This window comes from Pseudomonas sp. LS2P72, assembly GCF_054897865.1.
In genome coordinates, this window is record NZ_CM142708.1 from 1,155,664 (window position 1) to 1,174,645 (window position 18,982).

The window sequence follows — 18,982 nt, forward strand, 5'->3', positions numbered from 1 at the left end:
AAGTTATTCCGGCAGCCTAATGGGTTGGTCAGTATTTGTCAGTGTGTGAGACTTCGATGATGCGTTTTCGCTGCCTGTGGGTTATCGGCTGTTTGTGGTTTCCCTTGATGGGCTGGGCGGCTCCCGCGCCACCAGCGCATGTCGCGCAATTGTCCGCGGGCCAGCAGCAATGGCTGGCGCAACATGGAGAGTTGCGCGTGGGGCTGGTGTTGCAAGTGCCCTACGCCCAATACGATCGCCGCTTGCAGCGTTTGTCCGGGGTCAATGTCGAGCTGATGAAGTGGCTGGCCAAGGCGCTTAAAGTCGAGCTGAGCTGGCGTAACTTTCCCGACCTGGCGCAACTGGAAGCTGCGGCGCGCGAGGGTGAAATCGACATCGCTCCAGGGCTGACCCAAACACCCGGTGGCCTGCGGCTCTGGCAGTTTTCCGACCCGTATATGCGGGTGCCGCAACTGGTGGTCAGCGACCAGAAAAGCACCGGCGTGGTAGAGCTGGAAAAACTCGACAGCCAGACCCGCGTTGCCGTGCGCATGCCCGGCGCCACCGCCGATTACCTGCGCAGCAATTACCCGCACCTGAACCTTCAAGGCGTACCGATCGAGCGCCAGGCACTGCAACTGTTGTTGAGTCAGCAGGCCAGTTACGCCGTGGTCGACGAAGCGCAGCTGGGACGCCTGTCCGCCGAGCCTGAATTCGCCGGGCTGGTGGTGGTCGGTGATATCGGCTTGCCGCAACTATTGCGGGTGGCCACGCGCCGGGATTGGCCGGAACTGGCCGGCATCGTCGAAAGCGCGTTGCGGGCGATCCCGGCCAAGGACCTGGAGCAACTGCACAACCAGTGGCTGCAACCCAAATACCCGAGGCTGACCGAGTCCCCGGGGTTCTGGCAAAACCTCTGCCTGCTGCTGGCGGTATTGATGCTGAGCAGCATGGCCATCGTGTTCTGGCAGCGTCGGCAGCAGCACAGTCTTGAACATCGTTTGCTGGCCGCGCGCGAGGACATTGCCCTGCGTGCCGCCAGCGAAGAAGCGTTGCGCCTCACCCAGTTTTCCATCGATCAGAGCACCGTCGGCATCCTTTGGGTCAACTGGGACAGCCATGTGCGCTACGCCAATCGCGCGGCCGAAACCATGCTGGGTTATCCGGCGGGCGGGATCATTGATCGGCCGTTGATCGACTTCGAGCCCGGCTTGCACATGGACCGCTGGCTGAATTTGTGGAAACGCGCCCGGGCCAGTGAGGATGGCCCGCAAAGTTTCGAAACCAACTGCATACGGGCGGATGGCAGCAATCTGCCGGCGGATGTTTCGCTGAGCTTTTTGCGGTTTCGCGACGGTGAATACCTGGTGGTTTACCTCAACGACGTCACCGAGCGCCGTCGTGCATTGGCCGCGTTGCAGGAAAGCGAGGCGCGTCTGCAAGGGATCGCCGCCAACGTTCCAGGACTGGTATTTCGACTGGAACGGGCGCCGGTGACCGGGCAGATCGATTTTGCTTATATCAGTGAAGGCAGCGAGAGCCTGGTCGGTTACTCACCGGCCACCCTGGCCCATCGCGACAAAGGCCTGCGCAGCCTGGTGCACCCGGACGACAAGGCCAGTTATCACCAAACCCAGGACCATGCGCTGGACACCGACAGTGACTGGTCGTGGCAGGGACGGATTCTCACCCGCTCCGGCGAACAGCGCTGGGCCGAGATCAAGGCCATCACCCGCCGACTCGAAGACGGCGCCTATGTCTGGGACGGGATCGTCTGGGACATCAGCGAGAGCAAACGCATCGAACTGGAACTGGCCAGCTCTCGCGAACAGTTGCGTGAATTGTCCGCGCACCTGGAAAGCGTGCGGGAAGAGGAAAAGGCCCGCATCGCCCGGGAAGTTCACGATGAATTGGGTCAGATGTTGACTGTGCTCAAACTGGAAACATCCATGTGCGAATTGGCCTACGCCCAGCTCGATCCCGGTCTGAACGAACGCTTGAACAGCATGAAGCGACTGATAGCGCAGCTGTTCCAATTGGTGCGCGATGTCGCCACGGCACTGCGGCCACCGATTCTCGACGCCGGGATCGCCTCGGCCATCGAGTGGCAGGCCCGCCGATTCGAGGCGCGCACGCAGATTCCGTGTCTGGTGCAGGTGCCGGAGAACCTGCCGGTGCTCAGTGATGCCAAGGCGATTGGCCTGTTCCGGATCCTTCAAGAAGCGCTGACCAATGTCATGCGCCATGCCCAGGCGCATACTGTCGAACTGACGTTGGCGCTGGAAGGCGACGAGTTGTGTCTGACCGTCAGCGATGATGGCGTAGGATTTGTCCCCGCCGCCGGTAGGTCAACCTCCTTCGGGGTGGTCGGCATGCGCGAGCGAGTGTTGATCATGGGCGGGCAGTTGTCGCTTGAGAGTGAACCGGGTGAAGGCACGACCCTGAGCGTGCGAGTGCCGCTGGATGAGGAGAAGTAAGTGATCCGTGTACTGGTAGCCGAAGACCACACCATCGTCCGCGAAGGCATCAAGCAATTGATCGGCCTGGCCAAGGATTTGCTGGTGGTAGGGGAGGCGAGCAATGGTGAGCAGTTGCTCGAGACCTTGCGTCATGTTCCCTGCGAAGTGGTCTTGCTGGACATCTCCATGCCCGGGGTTAATGGCCTGGAGGCGATTCCGCGGATTCGCGCGCTGAACAATCCGCCGGCGATTCTTGTGTTGTCGATGCACGACGAAGCGCAAATGGCCGCTCGTGCGCTGAAAGTCGGCGCCGCCGGTTATGCGACCAAGGACAGCGATCCTGCGCTGCTGCTGACGGCGATTCGCAAGGTTGCGGCGGGCGGACGCTACATCGACCCGGACCTGGCCGACCGCATGGTCTTCGAAGTCGGCCTGACCGATTCGCGGCCGTTGCACTCGTTGCTGTCCGAGCGCGAGTTCTCGGTGTTCGAGCGCCTGGCCCAGGGCGCCAACGTCAACGACATCGCCCAGCAACTGGCCTTGAGCAGCAAAACCATCAGCACCCACAAGGCGCGGCTGATGCAGAAACTCAACATCACCTCCCTGGCGGAACTGGTGAAGTACGCGATGGAGCACAAACTCCTCTAACACACCAATCTGACGGGTTCACTGCAATTCCCTGTGGGAGCGAGCCTGCTCGCGATAGCGGCGTGTCAGTCGACATGTCTTTGACTGATCCACTGCTATCGCGAGCAGGCTCGCTCCCACCCGATCTGGGTCGCATGTCTATTTGCGACATGTCTATAAAACTGTTGTTGCCGATCTGTAAGGCTCGCAGCTCAACATCTGTCACCCTCCCTCGTCGACATACCCATTCCCGCCATCCTTGTAGGGCAATCCCTACCCCCAACCTTCCATCCTGCTGAGGCCATTCTCTCCTGCGCCCCGATTTGCGTGGTTGGCAGCGTCCACTAGGCTTAGTCCACAGCAGTCATCAATAACAAAGGTGTGGGTATGAGCCAGGTCGATTCAAACGCAGGGGCCAGCGATATTCTGGTCAGCTTTCGTGGAGTACAAAAAAGCTACGACGGCGAGAACCTGATCGTCAAAGACCTCAACCTGGAGATTCGCAAAGGCGAATTCCTCACCTTGCTCGGCCCGTCCGGCTCCGGCAAGACCACCAGCCTGATGATGCTCGCCGGTTTCGAAACACCGACCGCAGGCGAAATCCTGCTGGCCGGGCGTTCCATCAATAACGTGCCGCCGCACAAACGCGACATCGGCATGGTGTTCCAGAACTACGCATTGTTCCCGCACATGACGGTCGCCGAAAACCTGGCGTTCCCGTTGAGCGTGCGCGGCTTGAACAAGAGCGATGTCAGCGACAAGGTCAAAAAAGTCCTGAGCATGGTTCAGCTCGATACCTTCGCCCAGCGTTATCCGGCACAACTGTCCGGCGGTCAGCAGCAGCGTGTGGCCCTGGCCCGTGCGTTGGTGTTTGAACCGCAACTGGTGCTGATGGACGAACCCCTCGGCGCACTCGACAAACAGCTGCGCGAACACATGCAGATGGAAATCAAGCACCTGCACCAACGCCTCGGCGTGACCGTGGTCTACGTGACCCACGACCAGGGCGAAGCCCTGACCATGTCCGATCGCGTGGCCGTGTTCCACCAAGGCGAGATTCAGCAGATCGCGCCACCGCGCACCCTCTACGAAGAGCCGAAAAACACCTTCGTCGCCAACTTCATCGGCGAGAACAACCGCCTCAACGGCCGCTTGCACAGCCATACCGGCGACCGCTGCGTGGTTGAGTTGGGACGCGGTGAAAAGGTTGAAGCCCTGGCGGTCAACGTCGGCAAGACCGGCGAGCCCGTCACGCTGTCGATTCGCCCCGAGCGCATTAGCCTCAACGGCGCAAGCGATCAATGCGTCAACCGCTTCTCGGGGAGGGTGGCGGAATTCATCTACCTGGGCGACCACGTCCGGGTTCGCCTGGAAGTCTGCGGCAAGACCGATTTTTTTGTGAAACAACCGATTGCCGAGCTCGATCCCGCGCTGGCCGTCGGCGACGTGGTACCGCTTGGCTGGCAGGTCGAACACGTTCGCGCGCTCGACCCACTTCTAGAGGCGCATTGATCGCCCCCTGCTTCAACAACACCAACCCTGCACGTGGAGAGAACAATAAATGTTGAGATCCCTGAAATTCACCGCTTTGGTCATGGGCATGATCGGTGCGGCACACGCAATGGCGGCGGGCCCGGACCTGACCGTGGTGTCCTTTGGCGGGGCGAACAAGGCAGCGCAGGTCAAAGCCTTCTACGCACCGTGGGAAGCGGCAGGCAACGGCAAGATCGTGGCGGGCGAGTACAACGGCGAGATGGCCAAGGTCAAAGCCATGGTCGACACCAAGAGCGTGTCCTGGGACCTGGTAGAAGTTGAATCGCCAGAACTGTCCCGTGGTTGCGACGAAGACATGTTCGAGCAACTTGATCCGAAGTTGTTCGGCAAGTCCGAAGACTACGTCAAAGGTGCCATCCAGCCATGCGGCGTGGGCTTCTTCGTGTGGTCGACCGTGTTGGCCTATAACGCCGACAAACTGGCTTCCGCGCCGACCAGTTGGGTGGATTTCTGGGACACCAAGAAATTCCCGGGCAAACGTGGCCTGCGTAAAGGCGCCAAGTACACCTTGGAATTCGCTCTGATGGCCGACGGCGTTGCGCCGAAAGACGTCTACAAAGTGCTGGCCGGCAAGGATGGTCAGGACCGCGCGTTCAAGAAACTCGATGAGCTGAAACCAAGCATCCAGTGGTGGGAAGCCGGCGCACAACCGCCGCAGTACCTCGCTTCCGGCGACGTGGTCATGAGCTCGGCCTACAACGGCCGGATCGCTGCCGTGCAGAAAGAAAGCAACCTGAAAGTCGTGTGGAACGGCGGTATTTACGACTTCGACGCATGGGCCATTCCGAAAGGTCTGGACGCCAAGCGCGCCGAAGCGGCGAAGAAATTCATCGCGTTCTCGGTGGCGCCGCAGCAGCAGAAGACCTACTCGGAAAACATCGCCTACGGCCCGGCCAACATTCAAGCCGTACCGTTGCTGGCCAAGGATGTCCTGAAAGACATGCCGACCACCCCGGAAAACATCGCCAACCAGGTGCAGATCGACGTCAGCTTCTGGGCTGACAACGGCGAGCAACTGGAACAGCGCTTCAATTCCTGGGCTGCAAAATAAGACCACCCCGTGGGCTTATCCACTCCTGTAGGAGTAAGGCTTGCCCGCGATGGCGGCGTGTCAGTCAACATTGAAGTTGAATGTGCCGACGCTTTCGCGGGCAAGCCATGCTCCTACAGGGGCGATGTGTAGCTAACAAGAACAGAGGTGGCCTCCCTTACAGGGAGTGCCACCTCTGTAACGATCAAAGATTTCCGGAGTACGCCATGGCCACCGCCATTCCCCTGAACGCGGGCACCGACCCCACCTTGAAGCAGCGGCTCAAGCACGCCGAGCGGATCAACCGCTGGAAAGCACAAGCCTTGATCGCGCCGTTGGTGCTGTTTCTGTTGCTGGTGTTCCTGGTGCCCATCGTGGCGCTGCTCTACAAAAGCGTTGGTAACCCGGAAGTGGTCGGCGGCATGCCGCGCACCGTGGCGGCTATCGCCAGTTGGGATGGCCGAGGCCTGCCCGCTGAACCGGTTTACAAGGCCGCCAGCGAAGACCTCGCTGAAGCCCGCAAGAATCAGACCTTGGGCGACCTGTCCAAGCGCTTGAACATGGAGTTGGCCGGCTACCGCAGCTTGCTGACCAAAACTGCACGTGCCTTACCGTTCGCCACCGAACCGGCCTCTTATAAAGAAGCGCTGGAAGGTCTCGACGAGCGCTGGGGTGACCCGGCCTACTGGCAAGCCGTGCGCCGCAACACCAGCAACATCACACCTTATTACTTGCTGGCGGCGGTCGATCACCGTATCGATGACCTCGGCGAAATCGCCCCGGCCACGCCCGATCAGGCGATCTACCTCGACATCTTTGCCCGGACGTTCTGGATGGGGCTGATCATCACCGTGATCTGCCTGTTGCTGGCGTATCCATTGGCCTACTTGCTGGCGAACTTGCCATCACGTCAAAGCAACCTGCTGATGATTCTGGTGCTGCTGCCGTTCTGGACCTCGATCCTGGTGCGGGTCGCCGCATGGATCGTGTTGCTGCAATCGGGCGGCTTGATCAACAGCGGCCTGATGGCGATGGGCATCATCGATAAACCGCTGGAGCTGGTGTTCAACCGCACCGGGGTTTACATCTCCATGGTGCACATCCTGCTGCCGTTCATGATTCTGCCGATCTACAGCGTGATGAAAGGCATCTCGCCGACCTACATGCGTGCCGCGATTTCCCTCGGCTGCCACCCGTTCGCCAGTTTCTGGCGGGTGTATTTCCCGCAGACTTACGCCGGTGTCGGCGCCGGTTGCCTGTTGGTGTTCATCCTCGCCATTGGCTACTACATCACCCCGGCGTTGCTGGGCAGCCCGAACGATCAGATGGTCAGTTACTTCGTCGCCTTCTACACCAACACCAGCATCAACTGGGGCATGGCGACCGCACTCGGTGGGCTGCTGCTGTTGGCGACCGTGGTGCTTTATCTGATTTACAGCTGGCTGGTGGGCGCCAGTCGCCTGCGCCTGAGCTAAGGGGAGAACGAAATGCTGAGTCCTTATATGTCGCCCATTGAACGGGTGTGGTTCTACAGCTTGCGGATTCTCTGCGGCTTGATTTTGTTGTTCCTGATTCTGCCGGTGCTGGTGATCATTCCGCTGTCGTTCAACTCCGGGAGTTTTCTGGTGTACCCGCTGCAAGGCTTTTCGCTGCACTGGTACCAGGATTTCTTCGCTTCGGCCGAGTGGATGCGTGCGCTGAAGAACAGCATCATCGTTGCTCCGGCGGCGACGGTGTTGGCGATGATCTTCGGTACGCTGGCGGCAATCGGCCTGACACGGGGCGACTTCCGCGGCAAGGCGCTGGTGATGGCGCTGGTGATTTCGCCGATGGTGGTACCGGTGGTGATCATTGGGGTGGCGAGCTATCTGTTTTTCGCGCCACTGGGGCTGGGTAACAGCTTCTTCTCGCTGATCGTGGTGCATGCGGTGTTGGGCGTGCCGTTTGTGATCATCACGGTATCGGCGACGTTGCAGGGGTTTAACCAAAACCTGGTGCGTGCTGCTGCGAGCCTCGGTGCTTCGCCACTGACGGCGTTCCGTCGGGTGACCTTGCCGCTGATTGCGCCTGGGGTGATCTCCGGTGCGCTGTTTGCCTTCGCGACTTCGTTCGACGAAGTGGTGGTGACGCTGTTCCTCGCCGGCCCAGAGCAAGCGACCCTGCCACGGCAGATGTTCAGCGGCATCCGCGAAAACCTCAGCCCGACAATTGCTGCGGCGGCGACGTTGTTGATTGTCTTCTCGGTAATCCTGCTGCTGACCCTGGAATGGCTGCGTGGGCGTAGCGAGAAACTGCGGACCGCCCAGGTTTAGTGGCAAGCTGGAGAGCCACCCCTCACCCCAACCCTCCCGAAACGTCGGACCGCCCCACAGGGGAGAGGGGGAAAGGGAGCCGATCTCCATCGCTTTCAAAACCTGAGTTCGACTCAGAATTTTCAGGTCGATGTAACTCGAAAGAACGCCTCGGTCAGTCCCCGATACCCCTTGGGGTTAGGGTGAGGGGCTGATCCAACTGACCCACCCCATACTTATCCACCACCGAAAACCTACCAATCATTCACCCCCAAATAGCAGACAAACTCCAATCCCCAGCTACTCTTGTGCCCAGCTCCCCTATCTATAAGAGGCTGCGCACATGAGTCTTTCCTCTTTCAAAATCGCTCACAAACTGATCACCGGCGCCGGTGCCATCGAGCAACTGGCGGCTGAACTGACACGCCTGGACATCGACAACCCGCTGATCGTCACCGATGCCGCACTGGTCAAGTCCGGCACGGTCCAGCTGGCGCTGGCGCAGCTGGGCGACCGAACCTACGAAATTTTCGACCGCGTATTGCCAGACCCGGAAATCGCCATCGTCGAAGACTGCATGCGGGTCTACCGCGAGGGCGGGCACGATGGACTGATCGGCCTGGGCGGCGGCAGTGCCATCGATATCGCTAAAAGTGTCGCGGCCTACGCCGGTTATCACGGGGCGCTGGAGGATCTGTTCGGCATCGATCAGGTGCCACGCAAAGGTCCGCCGCTGATCGCCATTCCGACCACTGCCGGTACCGGCTCGGAAGTCACTAACGTGGCGATCCTCTCCGACAAGGTCGCGCAGCTGAAGAAAGGCATCGTCAGCGACTATCTATTACCGGACGTGGCGCTGGTCAGCCCGCAAATGACCCTGACCTGTCCGCGCAGTGTCACTGCCGCCAGTGGCGTCGATGCACTGGTGCACGCCATCGAATCCTATCTGTCGTTGAACGCCTCACCGATTACCGACGCTCTGGCCATCGGCGCCATCAAACTCATCGCCAAGGCGCTGCCGAAGGCTTACGCCAATCCGTCCAATCTCCAGGCCCGCGAAGACATGGCTACCGCCAGCCTGATGGCCGGTATGGCGTTCGGCAATGCCGGGGTCGGCGCGGTGCACGCGCTGGCGTATCCGCTGGGCGGCCGTTACAACATTGCCCATGGCGTCAGCAACGCCTTGCTGCTGCCGTATGTCATGACCTGGAACAAAATGGCCTGCGTGGAGCGCATGCAAGATATCGCCGAGGCCATGGGGGTGAAGACCGCTCATCTGAGCGCCAACGATGCGGCGGACAAGGCCGTAGAGGCGATGACCGAGTTGTGCGCTGCGGTGGAAATCCCGCCGGGCCTGCACAGCTTCGGCGTTCCGGAAGACGCCATCCCGGCCATGGCGGTGGAGGCGGCGGGAACTGAGCGCCTGATGCGCAACAATCCGCGCAAACTGAGTGCCGTCGATATCGAGAAGATCTACCGAGCGGCCTACTGATTATCGCGTCACGGTGCGCGCTTCAAAGCATGCGGTATACAATGCGCGCCATCGTGATTTTGCTCAAAAAAGGTGCGTCATGCAGCCCTTCGTAATTGCTCCGTCGATTCTCTCCGCCGACTTCGCCCGCCTGGGTGAAGAAGTGGATAACGTCCTGGCCGCTGGCGCCGACTTCGTGCACTTCGATGTCATGGACAACCACTACGTGCCGAACCTGACCATCGGCCCGATGGTGTGTGCCGCGCTGCGCAAGTACGGCGTGACTGCGCCGATCGACGCGCACCTGATGGTCAGCCCGGTGGACCGCATCGTCGGTGACTTCATCGAAGCCGGCGCGACCTACATCACTTTTCACCCGGAAGCCTCGCAGCACGTCGACCGTTCCCTGCAGCTGATCCGCGAAGGTGGCTGCAAGTCGGGCCTGGTGTTCAACCCGGCGACCCCGCTGGACGTGCTCAAGTACGTGATGGACAAGGTCGACATGATCCTGCTGATGAGCGTCAACCCGGGTTTCGGCGGGCAGAAGTTCATCCCCGGCACTCTCGACAAGCTGCGTGAAGCGCGGGCGCTGATCGATGCTTCCGGGCGTGACATTCGCCTGGAAATCGACGGCGGCGTGAACGTGAACAACATTCGTGAAATCGCGGCTGCTGGCGCTGACACCTTCGTCGCCGGCTCGGCGATCTTCAATGCGCCGAATTACCAGGATGTGATTGAAAAGATGCGTTCCGAATTGGCGCTGGCCCGCCCATGAGTGGCTTTGAGCAGCTGTTCCCGGGGTCTCTGCCGCGGCTGGTGATGTTCGATCTGGATGGCACGTTGATCGATTCGGTCCCTGACCTCGCAGCGGCTGTGGATAACATGCTGCTCAAACTCGGGCGTCAACCTGCCGGCATCGAATCGGTGCGTGAGTGGGTGGGCAATGGCGTGCACACGCTGGTGCGCCGGGCCTTGGCCAACCACATCGACGCCGAGGGTGTCGATGAGGTCGAGGCCGAGCATGCCCTGGAGCTGTTCAACGGTTTTTACGAGGACGGTCACGAGCTGACGGTGGTTTACCCCGGCGTGCGCGACACCCTGAAATGGCTGCACAAGCAGGGTGTCGAGATGGCGCTGATCACCAACAAGCCGGAGCGCTTCGTCGCGCCGCTGCTGGATCAGATGAAAATCGGTCGTTATTTCCGCTTGATCATCGGCGGCGACACCCTGCCACAGAAAAAGCCGGACCCGGCAGCGCTGTTTTTCGTGATGAAAATGACCAACATCCCGGCGTCGCAATCCTTGTTCGTCGGCGATTCGCGCAGCGATGTGCTGGCGGCGAAAGCGGCGGGGGTCAAATGCGTGGCGCTCAGTTACGGCTATAACCACGGCCGGCCGATTGCCGAAGAGTCGCCGGCGCTGGTGATCGACGATCTGCGCAAGTTAATTCGCGGTTGCCTGGATCCGGCCGCTGAGATAACGTTGCCCGACGCTGTTCAACCCCCTTCTGGAAACGCCATCGTGGTGGTCACTCGCAAACTCTGGATGAAAGTCATCAAGGCCCTGGCCCGCTGGCGTTGGCGCGCCTGACTTGTTCCTGGCCGGCATACCGGCGCGTTTGCATACCTGACTGTTAGACCCTCAAGCCACGAGGCTACCCCATGATCCGCGAAGAATTCCTGCGTTTGGCCGCTGCCGGCTACAACCGCATCCCGCTTGCCTGCGAAACCCTGGCCGACTTCGACACGCCGCTGTCGATCTACCTGAAACTGGCCGACGAGCCCAACTCCTACCTGCTGGAATCGGTGCAGGGCGGGGAAAAGTGGGGCCGTTACTCGATCATCGGCCTGCCGTGCCGCACCGTGCTGCGGGTTCACGACCATCACGTCAGCGTGACCCACGACGGCATCGAGATCGAAAGCCACGAAGCCGAAGATCCACTGGCGTTCGTAGAAGCATTCAAAGCTCGCTACAACGTGCCAACCATTCCTGGCCTGCCGCGCTTCAATGGCGGTCTGGTGGGTTATTTCGGTTACGACTGCGTGCGCTATGTGGAGAAGCGTCTGGGCAAATGCCCGAACCCGGATCCACTGGGCGTGCCGGACATTCTGCTGATGGTTTCTGACGCGGTAGTGGTATTCGACAACCTCGCCGGCAAGATGCACGCGATTGTCCTGGCCGATCCCTCGCAGGACGATGCTTTCGAGCAAGGTCAGGCGCGTCTGGAGGAGCTGCTGGAAAAACTCCGTCAGCCGATTACCCCGCGCCGTGGCCTGGATTTCAGCAAGCAACAGTCTGCTGATCCGATATTTCGTTCGAGCTTCACCCAGAACGATTATGAAAAAGCCGTCGACACCATCAAGGAATACATCCTGGCCGGTGACTGCATGCAGGTCGTGCCGTCCCAGCGCATGTCGATCGACTTCAAGGCTGCGCCGATCGATCTGTACCGGGCGCTGCGTTGCTTCAACCCGACGCCTTATATGTACTTCTTCAACTTCGGCGACTTCCATGTCGTCGGCAGTTCGCCGGAAGTGCTGGTGCGGGTCGAAGACAACCTGATCACCGTGCGCCCGATCGCCGGCACCCGTCCGCGCGGCGCCAACGAAGAGGCCGACCTGGCACTGGAAAAAGACCTGCTGTCCGACGACAAGGAAATTGCCGAGCACTTGATGCTGATCGACCTGGGTCGTAACGACACCGGTCGGGTCTCGGAAATCGGTTCGGTGAAACTCACCGAAAAAATGGTCATCGAGCGCTATTCCAACGTGATGCACATCGTGTCCAACGTCACCGGTCAATTGAAGGCCGGGCTGACGGCGATGGACGCACTGCGCGCGATTCTGCCGGCGGGCACCTTGTCTGGCGCACCGAAGATTCGCGCGATGGAAATCATCGACGAACTGGAGCCGGTCAAGCGTGGTGTCTACGGCGGCGCCGTCGGCTACTTCGCCTGGAACGGCAACATGGACACCGCAATCGCGATACGCACCGCAGTGATCAAGAACGGCGAACTGCACGTGCAGGCCGGTGGCGGCATCGTTGCCGACTCGGTACCGGCGCTGGAATGGGAAGAAACCCTGAACAAGCGCCGCGCGATGTTCCGTGCAGTGGCCCTGGCTGAACAAACCCCGGCAAGCTGAGTTCACGCAGAACCTGTGGGAGCGAGCCTGCTCGCAATAGCGATATGTCAGGCAACAGAGATGTTGAATGTCAGTCCGTCATCGCGAGCAGGCTCGCTCCCACAAGGGCCTCCCAGCATAAAAAAACGCGGTGCCTGTCAGGGCGCCGCGTTTTTTTATGCCTGCTGTTTGCCGGATCAGAAATCCAGCGCAACCCCAACGGTAAGCCCTTGCTGGGTAAAGTCATCATCCTTGCGGAACGTATATCCGCCACGCAGCGCCAGATCGGCCGTCAACTTGTGGCTGACCCCCAGGCTCACGCGATTCAAGTGGCTTTGCGGTGTATAGCCATCCAGCTTGAAGTCGAGGGACGGCAGGCTGTTGAGCGCGATGTTTACTTTCTGAGTGTCATCCTCGTATTCATGCTCATACGCGTATTCGCCGAACACTTGAGTCTGCGCGGTGATCTGGTACTTACCCTGCAGACCGGCGCCCAGACGTTTTGAATCGCGAGTCTGATCGTCAAAGGTCAGCGCGGTGGAACGAGTGCTGTTTTCCGAGTAGCCGTCGACTTCCACCTTGGCGTAATCGGCGCTGATGAACGGCGACAGGTGCCACTCGCTGCCCGGTTGCGCAATGTCGTAGCCAAGGCGAGTGCTGAAGGCCCAGAGATCGCCATCGGTATCGCCTTTCTCCGCGCCTTCGCCGGCACCCAAATCGAATTTGCGTTTGAGGTTGTCGTAATCCAGCTTGCCGCCGGTCAACGCGGCATCGGCCCACCAGCGATTCTGCTGGAACTGGGCGAAGGCAGTGGCCAGGTAGCTGTTGAGTTTGTAGTCCGAATCGTTGCTGCCTGCCTCCAGATTCTGACGATAGAACCCCGCCGCCACACCGACGCGCCAGGCGTCATTGAGACGATAGCTGCCGCCGACATTCACGTTGTAACCGTCGCCGTCGGCGCTGGCGCCGCTGCTTTGGCTATCGACATCCAGATGCTGACCGCCACCGGCGACAATCGCGCGCCATTGGCCGACCGCCTGCCAGTTCTCCCAGTCCGATTGCCATTGGCTGCGCAGTTCATCCTGGTGCGCACGCAAGGTGGCGTGGGCCATTTCCGGCAACAACGTCAGCTCCCAGGGCGCTGCCAGTAAGGAATAGGCGTAGTCGGAAATCAGTTTCTGCCCGGCTTCGGTCGGATGAACCCCATCGTTGTAAATCAGCTTGCTGGGGTCCGGGGTGGCACTGTTGATGCCATACGTAGGGTTTTCGGTGCAGCTGTTACCGCTGAAACACGTCGCCGTCAGGTTCTGGCCGGTAGCAAAACCGAATCGTGCCGGATCGGCGAAGGTTTCCTGCAACAGCAGCGGAATGTTCAACGGGATGATTTCGGCATCGATCCCCGCCAGTCGAGTGACCAGTTGCCGGTTGAAGGCAGAGCTCAGTAGTGAGGTGGGTGTCTGCTGGGGCGTGCCATTGATGGCGGGCGTCAAACCCAGGTCGGGCAGCAGCCATACCACGATGTATCGGGCACCGGCGGTTTGCAGAACCTGGACGCTGTTGGCCAGTCGATCTGCAGCGGCATTCGCTTGAGCGCCACTTAGGACACGTCCCTGAAGAAAATCGTTACCACCCCCGGAAATGTAATACAGCGCATTCGGATCGGCGCTGAAATTGTTTGTCGGCAGATAGCCCGGGCGTATGCGTTCGCCCGTGGCGGATGCGGTAGTGATCGAGGTGAGGATCTGGTCGGTGCGATATCCGCCAACGGCCCAGTTGTTACCATCCGGCAGGCCCTGGTTCGCGCGTGCGGCCGAGGTTGAAGCGGCCGTCTGGTCCGGTGAAAAGCCGAGCCTTTCACCCAGCAGTTGGGTCGAGTTGGCGGAATAAACTTCGCCGCTGCCGTTCTGGTAAACCGGGCCGGTCCGGTTGGTGAAACGCACGGTCGAGCCGGGAGGACCGCCCGTGTCGGTAAACTGTCCGGCATCGTTGAGGCTATCGCCGAAGACGATGAAATTCGAATAAGGGTTGGGCGCCGCGATCGCCTGGGTGCAGGCCATGGCGAGCAAGCAGCCGGCAAGCGGTACAGCCAATGTCTGTCTGATCATGAGCAAGTCCGTTTGTTATTGTTGTAGTGAGCAAAACGATAGTGCCAAAAACTATAGAGCCTATTGCCGTTCGGCGCGAACCCGCCAATTGTTTCAAGAGCTTCGATCGCCCCATATTGCACGCTCTGCCCAGCTAAGTTACTGTGCCGAGACGTATAAATGAGACCTTCCCCGTGTTGATCGTCAGCAAACTTCTGGATCAAGTCATCAAGGCACACGCCCGTTGGCGTTGGCGCGCCTGAATCCTTCTGCCGGCCCGGCCGGATCTTTACCGCTTTGCCTTCTTTACCCGCAAGACAAACCGCTTTGCATCGCGACTCCAGCGACTGACAAAGTGCAGGACGCTGCGGGTAAATCATTCGAAGGCTGTATTCAAAGTCAGTAAATTCAAGAGGTTCTTAAGCCATGTTGCTGATGATCGATAACTACGACTCTTTTACTTACAACGTTGTGCAATACCTCGGTGAGCTTGGCTCCCAGGTCAAAGTCGTGCGCAACGATGAGCTCACCATTGCCGAAATCGAAGCCCTCAACCCTGAGCGGATCGTCGTTTCACCCGGCCCTTGCACGCCGAACGAAGCCGGCGTGTCGATTGATGTGATCAAACATTTTGGCGGTAAATTGCCAATCCTCGGCGTGTGCCTGGGGCATCAGTCGATCGGCCAGGCCTTTGGTGGCGATGTGGTCCGCGCCCGTCAGGTTATGCACGGCAAAACCAGCCCGGTGTTCCACGAGGACAAAGGCGTTTTCGAAGGCCTGAACCATCCGCTGACGGTCACCCGCTATCATTCACTGATCGTCAAACGCGAAACCCTGCCCGATTGCCTGGAACTGACCGCCTGGACCCAGCTTGAAGACGGCTCGGTTGACGAGATCATGGGCCTGCGCCACAAGACACTGAATATCGAGGGCGTCCAGTTTCACCCTGAGTCGATCCTCACCGAACAGGGCCATGAGCTGTTCGCCAATTTCCTCAAACAAACCGGCGGCACGCGCTAAGGACTTTTCATGAATATCAAGACAGCCCTGAGCCGTATCGTCGAGCAGCTCGACCTCAGCACCGAAGAGATGCGCGATGTCATGCGCGAAATCATGACCGGTCAATGCACGGACGCGCAGATCGGCGCGTTCATGATGGCCATGCGCATGAAGAGTGAAAGCATCGACGAAATCGTCGGCGCCGTGTCGGTCATGCGCGAGCTGGCAGACAAGGTCGAACTCAAGACCCTCGACGGCGTGGTCGATGTGGTGGGCACCGGCGGCGACGGTGCGAACATCTTCAACGTATCGACCGCTTCCTCGTTCGTGGTCGCGGCGGCGGGTTGCACGGTGGCCAAGCACGGTAACCGTGCGGTCTCGGGCAAAAGCGGCAGCGCCGATTTGCTGGAGGCGGCGGGTATCTACCTGAACCTGACGCCGGTTCAGGTAGCACGCTGCATCGACAACGTCGGCATCGGTTTCATGTTCGCCCAGACCCATCACAGCGCGATGAAGCACGCCGCCGGCCCGCGCCGGGAGCTGGGCTTGCGCACGCTGTTCAACATGCTCGGCCCGCTTACGAATCCGGCCGGCGTGAAGCATCAGGTGGTGGGCGTGTTCAATCAGGCGTTGTGCCGGCCGCTGGCCGAAGTCTTGCAGCGTATGGGCAGCAAGCACGTGCTGGTGGTGCACTCGAAGGATGGCCTGGACGAATTCAGTCTGGCAGCACCAACCTTTGTGGCGGAATTGAAGGATGACCAGATCACCGAGTATTGGGTCGAGCCGGAAGACCTCGGCATGAAGAGCCAGAGCCTGCACGGTCTGGCAGTGGATAGCCCGGCGGCCTCGCTGGAGTTGATTCGCGATGCCCTGGGCAAGCGCAAGACCGAGAACGGCCAGAAAGCCGCGGAAATGATTATGCTCAATGCCGGTGCCGCGCTGTACGCCGCCGACCATGCCAGCAGTTTGAAAGAAGGCGTTGCCCTGGCGCACGATGCGCTGCACACAGGCCTCGCTCGGGAAAAACTGGAGGAGTTGGGTGCTTTTACCGCGGTATTCAAAGTGGAGAATGAGGGATGAGTGTACCGACGGTTCTGGAAAACATTCTGGCCCGTAAAGTCCAGGAAGTCGCCGAGCGTAGCGCTCGCGTAAGCCTGGCGGAGCTGGAAAGTCTGGCCAAGGCGGCCGATGCACCCCGTGGTTTTGCCAAGGCATTGTTGGCTCAGGCCAAGCTCAAGCAGCCAGCGGTCATTGCAGAAATCAAAAAAGCTTCACCGAGCAAAGGCGTTATCCGCGAGAACTTCGTTCCCGCCGACATCGCCAAGAGTTACGAGAAGGGCGGCGCGACCTGTCTGTCAGTGCTCACCGATATCGATTACTTCCAGGGCGCCGATGCGTATCTGCAACAGGCGCGGGCAGCGTGCAATCTGCCGGTGATCCGCAAGGACTTCATGATCGATCCGTACCAGATCATTGAAGCCCGAGCGTTGGGCGCCGACTGCGTGCTGTTGATCGTCTCCGCACTGGATGACGTGAAAATGGCCGAGTTGGCTGCCGTGGCCAAAAGCGTCGGCCTCGATGTGCTGGTGGAAGTTCACGATGGCGCCGAGCTGGAGCGGGCCTTGAAAACCCTCGACACTCCGTTGGTCGGCGTGAACAACCGCAACCTGCACACCTTCGAAGTCAATCTGGAAACCACCCTCGATTTGTTGCCGCGTATCCCGCGTGACCGCTTGGTGATCACCGAAAGTGGCATTCTCAACCGGGCCGATGTCGAGCTGATGGAAATCAGCGATGTGTACGCGTTCCTGGTTGGCGAAGCGTTCATGCGCGCCGAAAGCCCGGGCACCGAACTGCAGCGTCTGTTCTTTCCTGAGCGTGGTATCGCAGTAAGCGGTTCTACACTCGACTGAACGTGACCTAATGAAGAAGCCGGCGATGCCGGCTTTTTTATACCCCAAACAAAGGATGTCTACTGCCATGACCCAGCCCATCGCCTTGACCGTCGAAGCCGGCCTGCTCGCCGAACAGGATCTGTTGGCCCATGTTTGCACCGGCGATTCGGAGTTTGGCCTGCTGTTCTGGCAGCCCAGTGATAAGGCGCTGGTCATGCCGCGACGGTTGAATCGTCTGCCTGGGTTCGAGGCCGCGTGCGAAGTGTCGGCGGCGGCAGGTTGGCCGGTGCTGTTGCGCGAAACCGGCGGTGAACCGGTGCCGCAATCGGCCTCAACGATCAACATCGCGCTGGTCTACGCGCCACCGCGTAGCGAGGGTGACCAGAACCGTATCGAAACCGGTTATCGCAGGCTTTGCGATCCGATTTGTCAGTTACTCGATGAACTGGGCGGCGTTTCGTCTTTGGGCGAAATAGAGGGTGCGTTCTGTGATGGGCGTTTCAACGTCAACCTTGATGGGCGCAAGATGGTCGGCACGGCTCAACGCTGGCGCCAGAGCAAGGGCGGTACGCGTCCGGTAGGGTTGGTGCACGGTGCTTTGTTGCTCGATAACGAGCGTGAGTCGATGGTTGCGGCGGTTAACCGTTTCAATGAAGCCTGTGGCCTGGAGCAACGAGTTCGCGCCGAGAGCCACATTGCTCTTCATGAAAAATATGCAGCACCTGATGCGTTGGGGCGACTCGACACGTTGTACCGCCAGTTGCTGGCAGACATGTTCAGGGTTTAGCGCGTACCGAAGACCACCATGGTCTTGCCTTTGACGTCCACCAGGTTGCGTTCTTCCAGATCCTTGAGTACGCGTCCGACCATCTCACGTGAACAACCGACAATCCGCCCGATTTCCTGACGGGTCACCTTGATCTGCATGCCGTCCGGGTGAGTCATCGCATCTGGCTGTTTACACAGTTCCAGCAGGCAGCGTGCGACGCGGCCGGTGACGTCGAAGAACGCCAGGTCACCCACTTTGCGGGTGGTATTGCGCAGGCGCTGTGCGATTTGTCCGCTGAGTACGTAAAGAATCTCTGGATCCTGTTGGGACAGTTCGCGGAATTTCGCGTAACTGATCTCCGCGACTTCGCATTCGATCTTGGCGCGCACCCAGGCGCTGCGTTCCTGTTCCAGGCCGGCCTGTTCGAACAGGCCCAACTCGCCGAAAAAGTCTCCGGTGTTCAGGTAGGCGATGATCATTTCGCGGCCGTCGTCATCCTCGATCAGGATCGTCACCGAACCCTTGATGATAAAGAACAGGGTTTCTGAACGATCGCCGGCACAAATGATGTTGCTTTTGGCCGCATAACGACGGCGCTGGCAGTGCATCAGCAGCTTGTCGAGGTTCTTGATTTTGGGTGTTGGGGTAATAGCAACCATGGTTGTATCCCGAAAAGACTTCACGGTGTGTTTGGTTTTCTTA

16 protein-coding genes are annotated in these 18,982 nt (G+C 59.7%); 14 read left to right on the plus strand and 2 right to left on the minus strand.

What is annotated here, in order from left to right:
* Nucleotides 1-56 precede the first annotated feature (56 nt).
* The 10 genes from ACYZUA_RS05230 (at nt 57) to trpE (ending at nt 12,554) form a co-directional block, all read left to right on the plus strand.
* Nucleotides 57-2,456 (plus strand): PAS domain-containing sensor histidine kinase, encoded by a 2,400-nt coding sequence (locus ACYZUA_RS05230; RefSeq protein WP_461962319.1) that lies wholly within the window; start codon nt 57-59, stop codon nt 2,454-2,456.
* Entirely contained in the window at nt 2,457-3,086 is a 630-nt protein-coding gene (locus ACYZUA_RS05235; protein ID WP_003210977.1) for a response regulator, read from the plus strand.
* Nucleotides 3,087-3,452: 366 nt separating this feature from the next.
* Nucleotides 3,453-4,577 (plus strand): ABC transporter ATP-binding protein, encoded by a 1,125-nt coding sequence (locus ACYZUA_RS05240; RefSeq protein ID WP_461962320.1) that lies wholly within the window; start codon nt 3,453-3,455, stop codon nt 4,575-4,577.
* A 49-nt stretch (nt 4,578-4,626) separates the two neighbouring features.
* The gene (locus ACYZUA_RS05245) at nt 4,627-5,670 is read left to right on the plus strand and encodes an ABC transporter substrate-binding protein (RefSeq protein WP_134104578.1); all 1,044 of its coding nucleotides are present in this window, start codon (nt 4,627-4,629) and stop codon (nt 5,668-5,670) included.
* 206 nt (nt 5,671-5,876) lie between these two features.
* On the plus strand, nt 5,877-7,124 hold the full coding sequence (locus tag ACYZUA_RS05250; protein WP_095127227.1) for an ABC transporter permease: 1,248 nt from the start codon (nt 5,877-5,879) through the stop codon (nt 7,122-7,124).
* A gap of 12 nt (nt 7,125-7,136) precedes the next feature.
* Nucleotides 7,137-7,961, plus strand: coding sequence for an ABC transporter permease (locus ACYZUA_RS05255; protein WP_461962321.1), 825 nt, complete (start codon nt 7,137-7,139; stop codon nt 7,959-7,961).
* A 322-nt stretch (nt 7,962-8,283) separates the two neighbouring features.
* On the plus strand, nt 8,284-9,432 hold the full coding sequence (locus ACYZUA_RS05260) for an iron-containing alcohol dehydrogenase (protein WP_461962322.1): 1,149 nt from the start codon (nt 8,284-8,286) through the stop codon (nt 9,430-9,432).
* A gap of 79 nt (nt 9,433-9,511) precedes the next feature.
* Complete coding sequence (gene rpe, locus ACYZUA_RS05265) at nt 9,512-10,186, plus strand: ribulose-phosphate 3-epimerase (RefSeq protein ID WP_461962323.1); 675 nt, start codon at nt 9,512-9,514, stop codon at nt 10,184-10,186.
* Nucleotides 10,183-11,001 (plus strand): phosphoglycolate phosphatase, encoded by an 819-nt coding sequence (locus tag ACYZUA_RS05270; RefSeq protein ID WP_461962324.1) that lies wholly within the window; start codon nt 10,183-10,185, stop codon nt 10,999-11,001. Before rpe ends, ACYZUA_RS05270 begins: the two co-directional genes overlap by 4 nt.
* 71 nt (nt 11,002-11,072) lie before the next feature.
* Nucleotides 11,073-12,554, plus strand: a complete 1,482-nt coding sequence (gene trpE / locus ACYZUA_RS05275) for an anthranilate synthase component I (protein WP_461962325.1) — start codon at nt 11,073-11,075, stop codon at nt 12,552-12,554.
* 176 nt (nt 12,555-12,730) lie between these two features.
* Here trpE and estP read toward each other — a convergent pair whose 3' ends face one another.
* A complete protein-coding gene (gene estP, locus ACYZUA_RS05280; RefSeq protein WP_461962326.1) occupies nt 12,731-14,638 on the minus strand; it encodes an esterase EstP in 1,908 nt (635 codons plus the stop codon).
* 405 nt (nt 14,639-15,043) lie between these two features.
* Between estP and ACYZUA_RS05285 the strand changes: the two genes are divergently transcribed.
* From ACYZUA_RS05285 to ACYZUA_RS05300, 4 genes are all read left to right on the plus strand, one after another.
* Nucleotides 15,044-15,637 (plus strand): aminodeoxychorismate/anthranilate synthase component II, encoded by a 594-nt coding sequence (locus tag ACYZUA_RS05285; RefSeq protein WP_033056198.1) that lies wholly within the window; start codon nt 15,044-15,046, stop codon nt 15,635-15,637.
* 9 nt (nt 15,638-15,646) lie between these two features.
* A complete protein-coding gene (gene trpD, locus ACYZUA_RS05290) occupies nt 15,647-16,696 on the plus strand; it encodes an anthranilate phosphoribosyltransferase (protein ID WP_046045390.1) in 1,050 nt (349 codons plus the stop codon).
* Complete coding sequence (trpC, locus tag ACYZUA_RS05295; RefSeq protein ID WP_461962327.1) at nt 16,693-17,529, plus strand: indole-3-glycerol phosphate synthase TrpC; 837 nt, start codon at nt 16,693-16,695, stop codon at nt 17,527-17,529. The genes trpD and trpC overlap by 4 nt, the downstream gene beginning before the upstream one ends.
* A gap of 67 nt (nt 17,530-17,596) precedes the next feature.
* On the plus strand, nt 17,597-18,298 hold the full coding sequence (locus ACYZUA_RS05300) for a lipoate--protein ligase family protein (protein WP_223431297.1): 702 nt from the start codon (nt 17,597-17,599) through the stop codon (nt 18,296-18,298).
* Here ACYZUA_RS05300 and crp read toward each other — a convergent pair.
* The gene (gene crp, locus ACYZUA_RS05305; RefSeq protein WP_461962328.1) at nt 18,295-18,939 is read right to left on the minus strand and encodes a cAMP-activated global transcriptional regulator CRP; all 645 of its coding nucleotides are present in this window, start codon (nt 18,937-18,939) and stop codon (nt 18,295-18,297) included. The genes ACYZUA_RS05300 and crp overlap by 4 nt on opposite strands.
* Between the last annotated feature and the right edge of the window lie 43 nt (nt 18,940-18,982).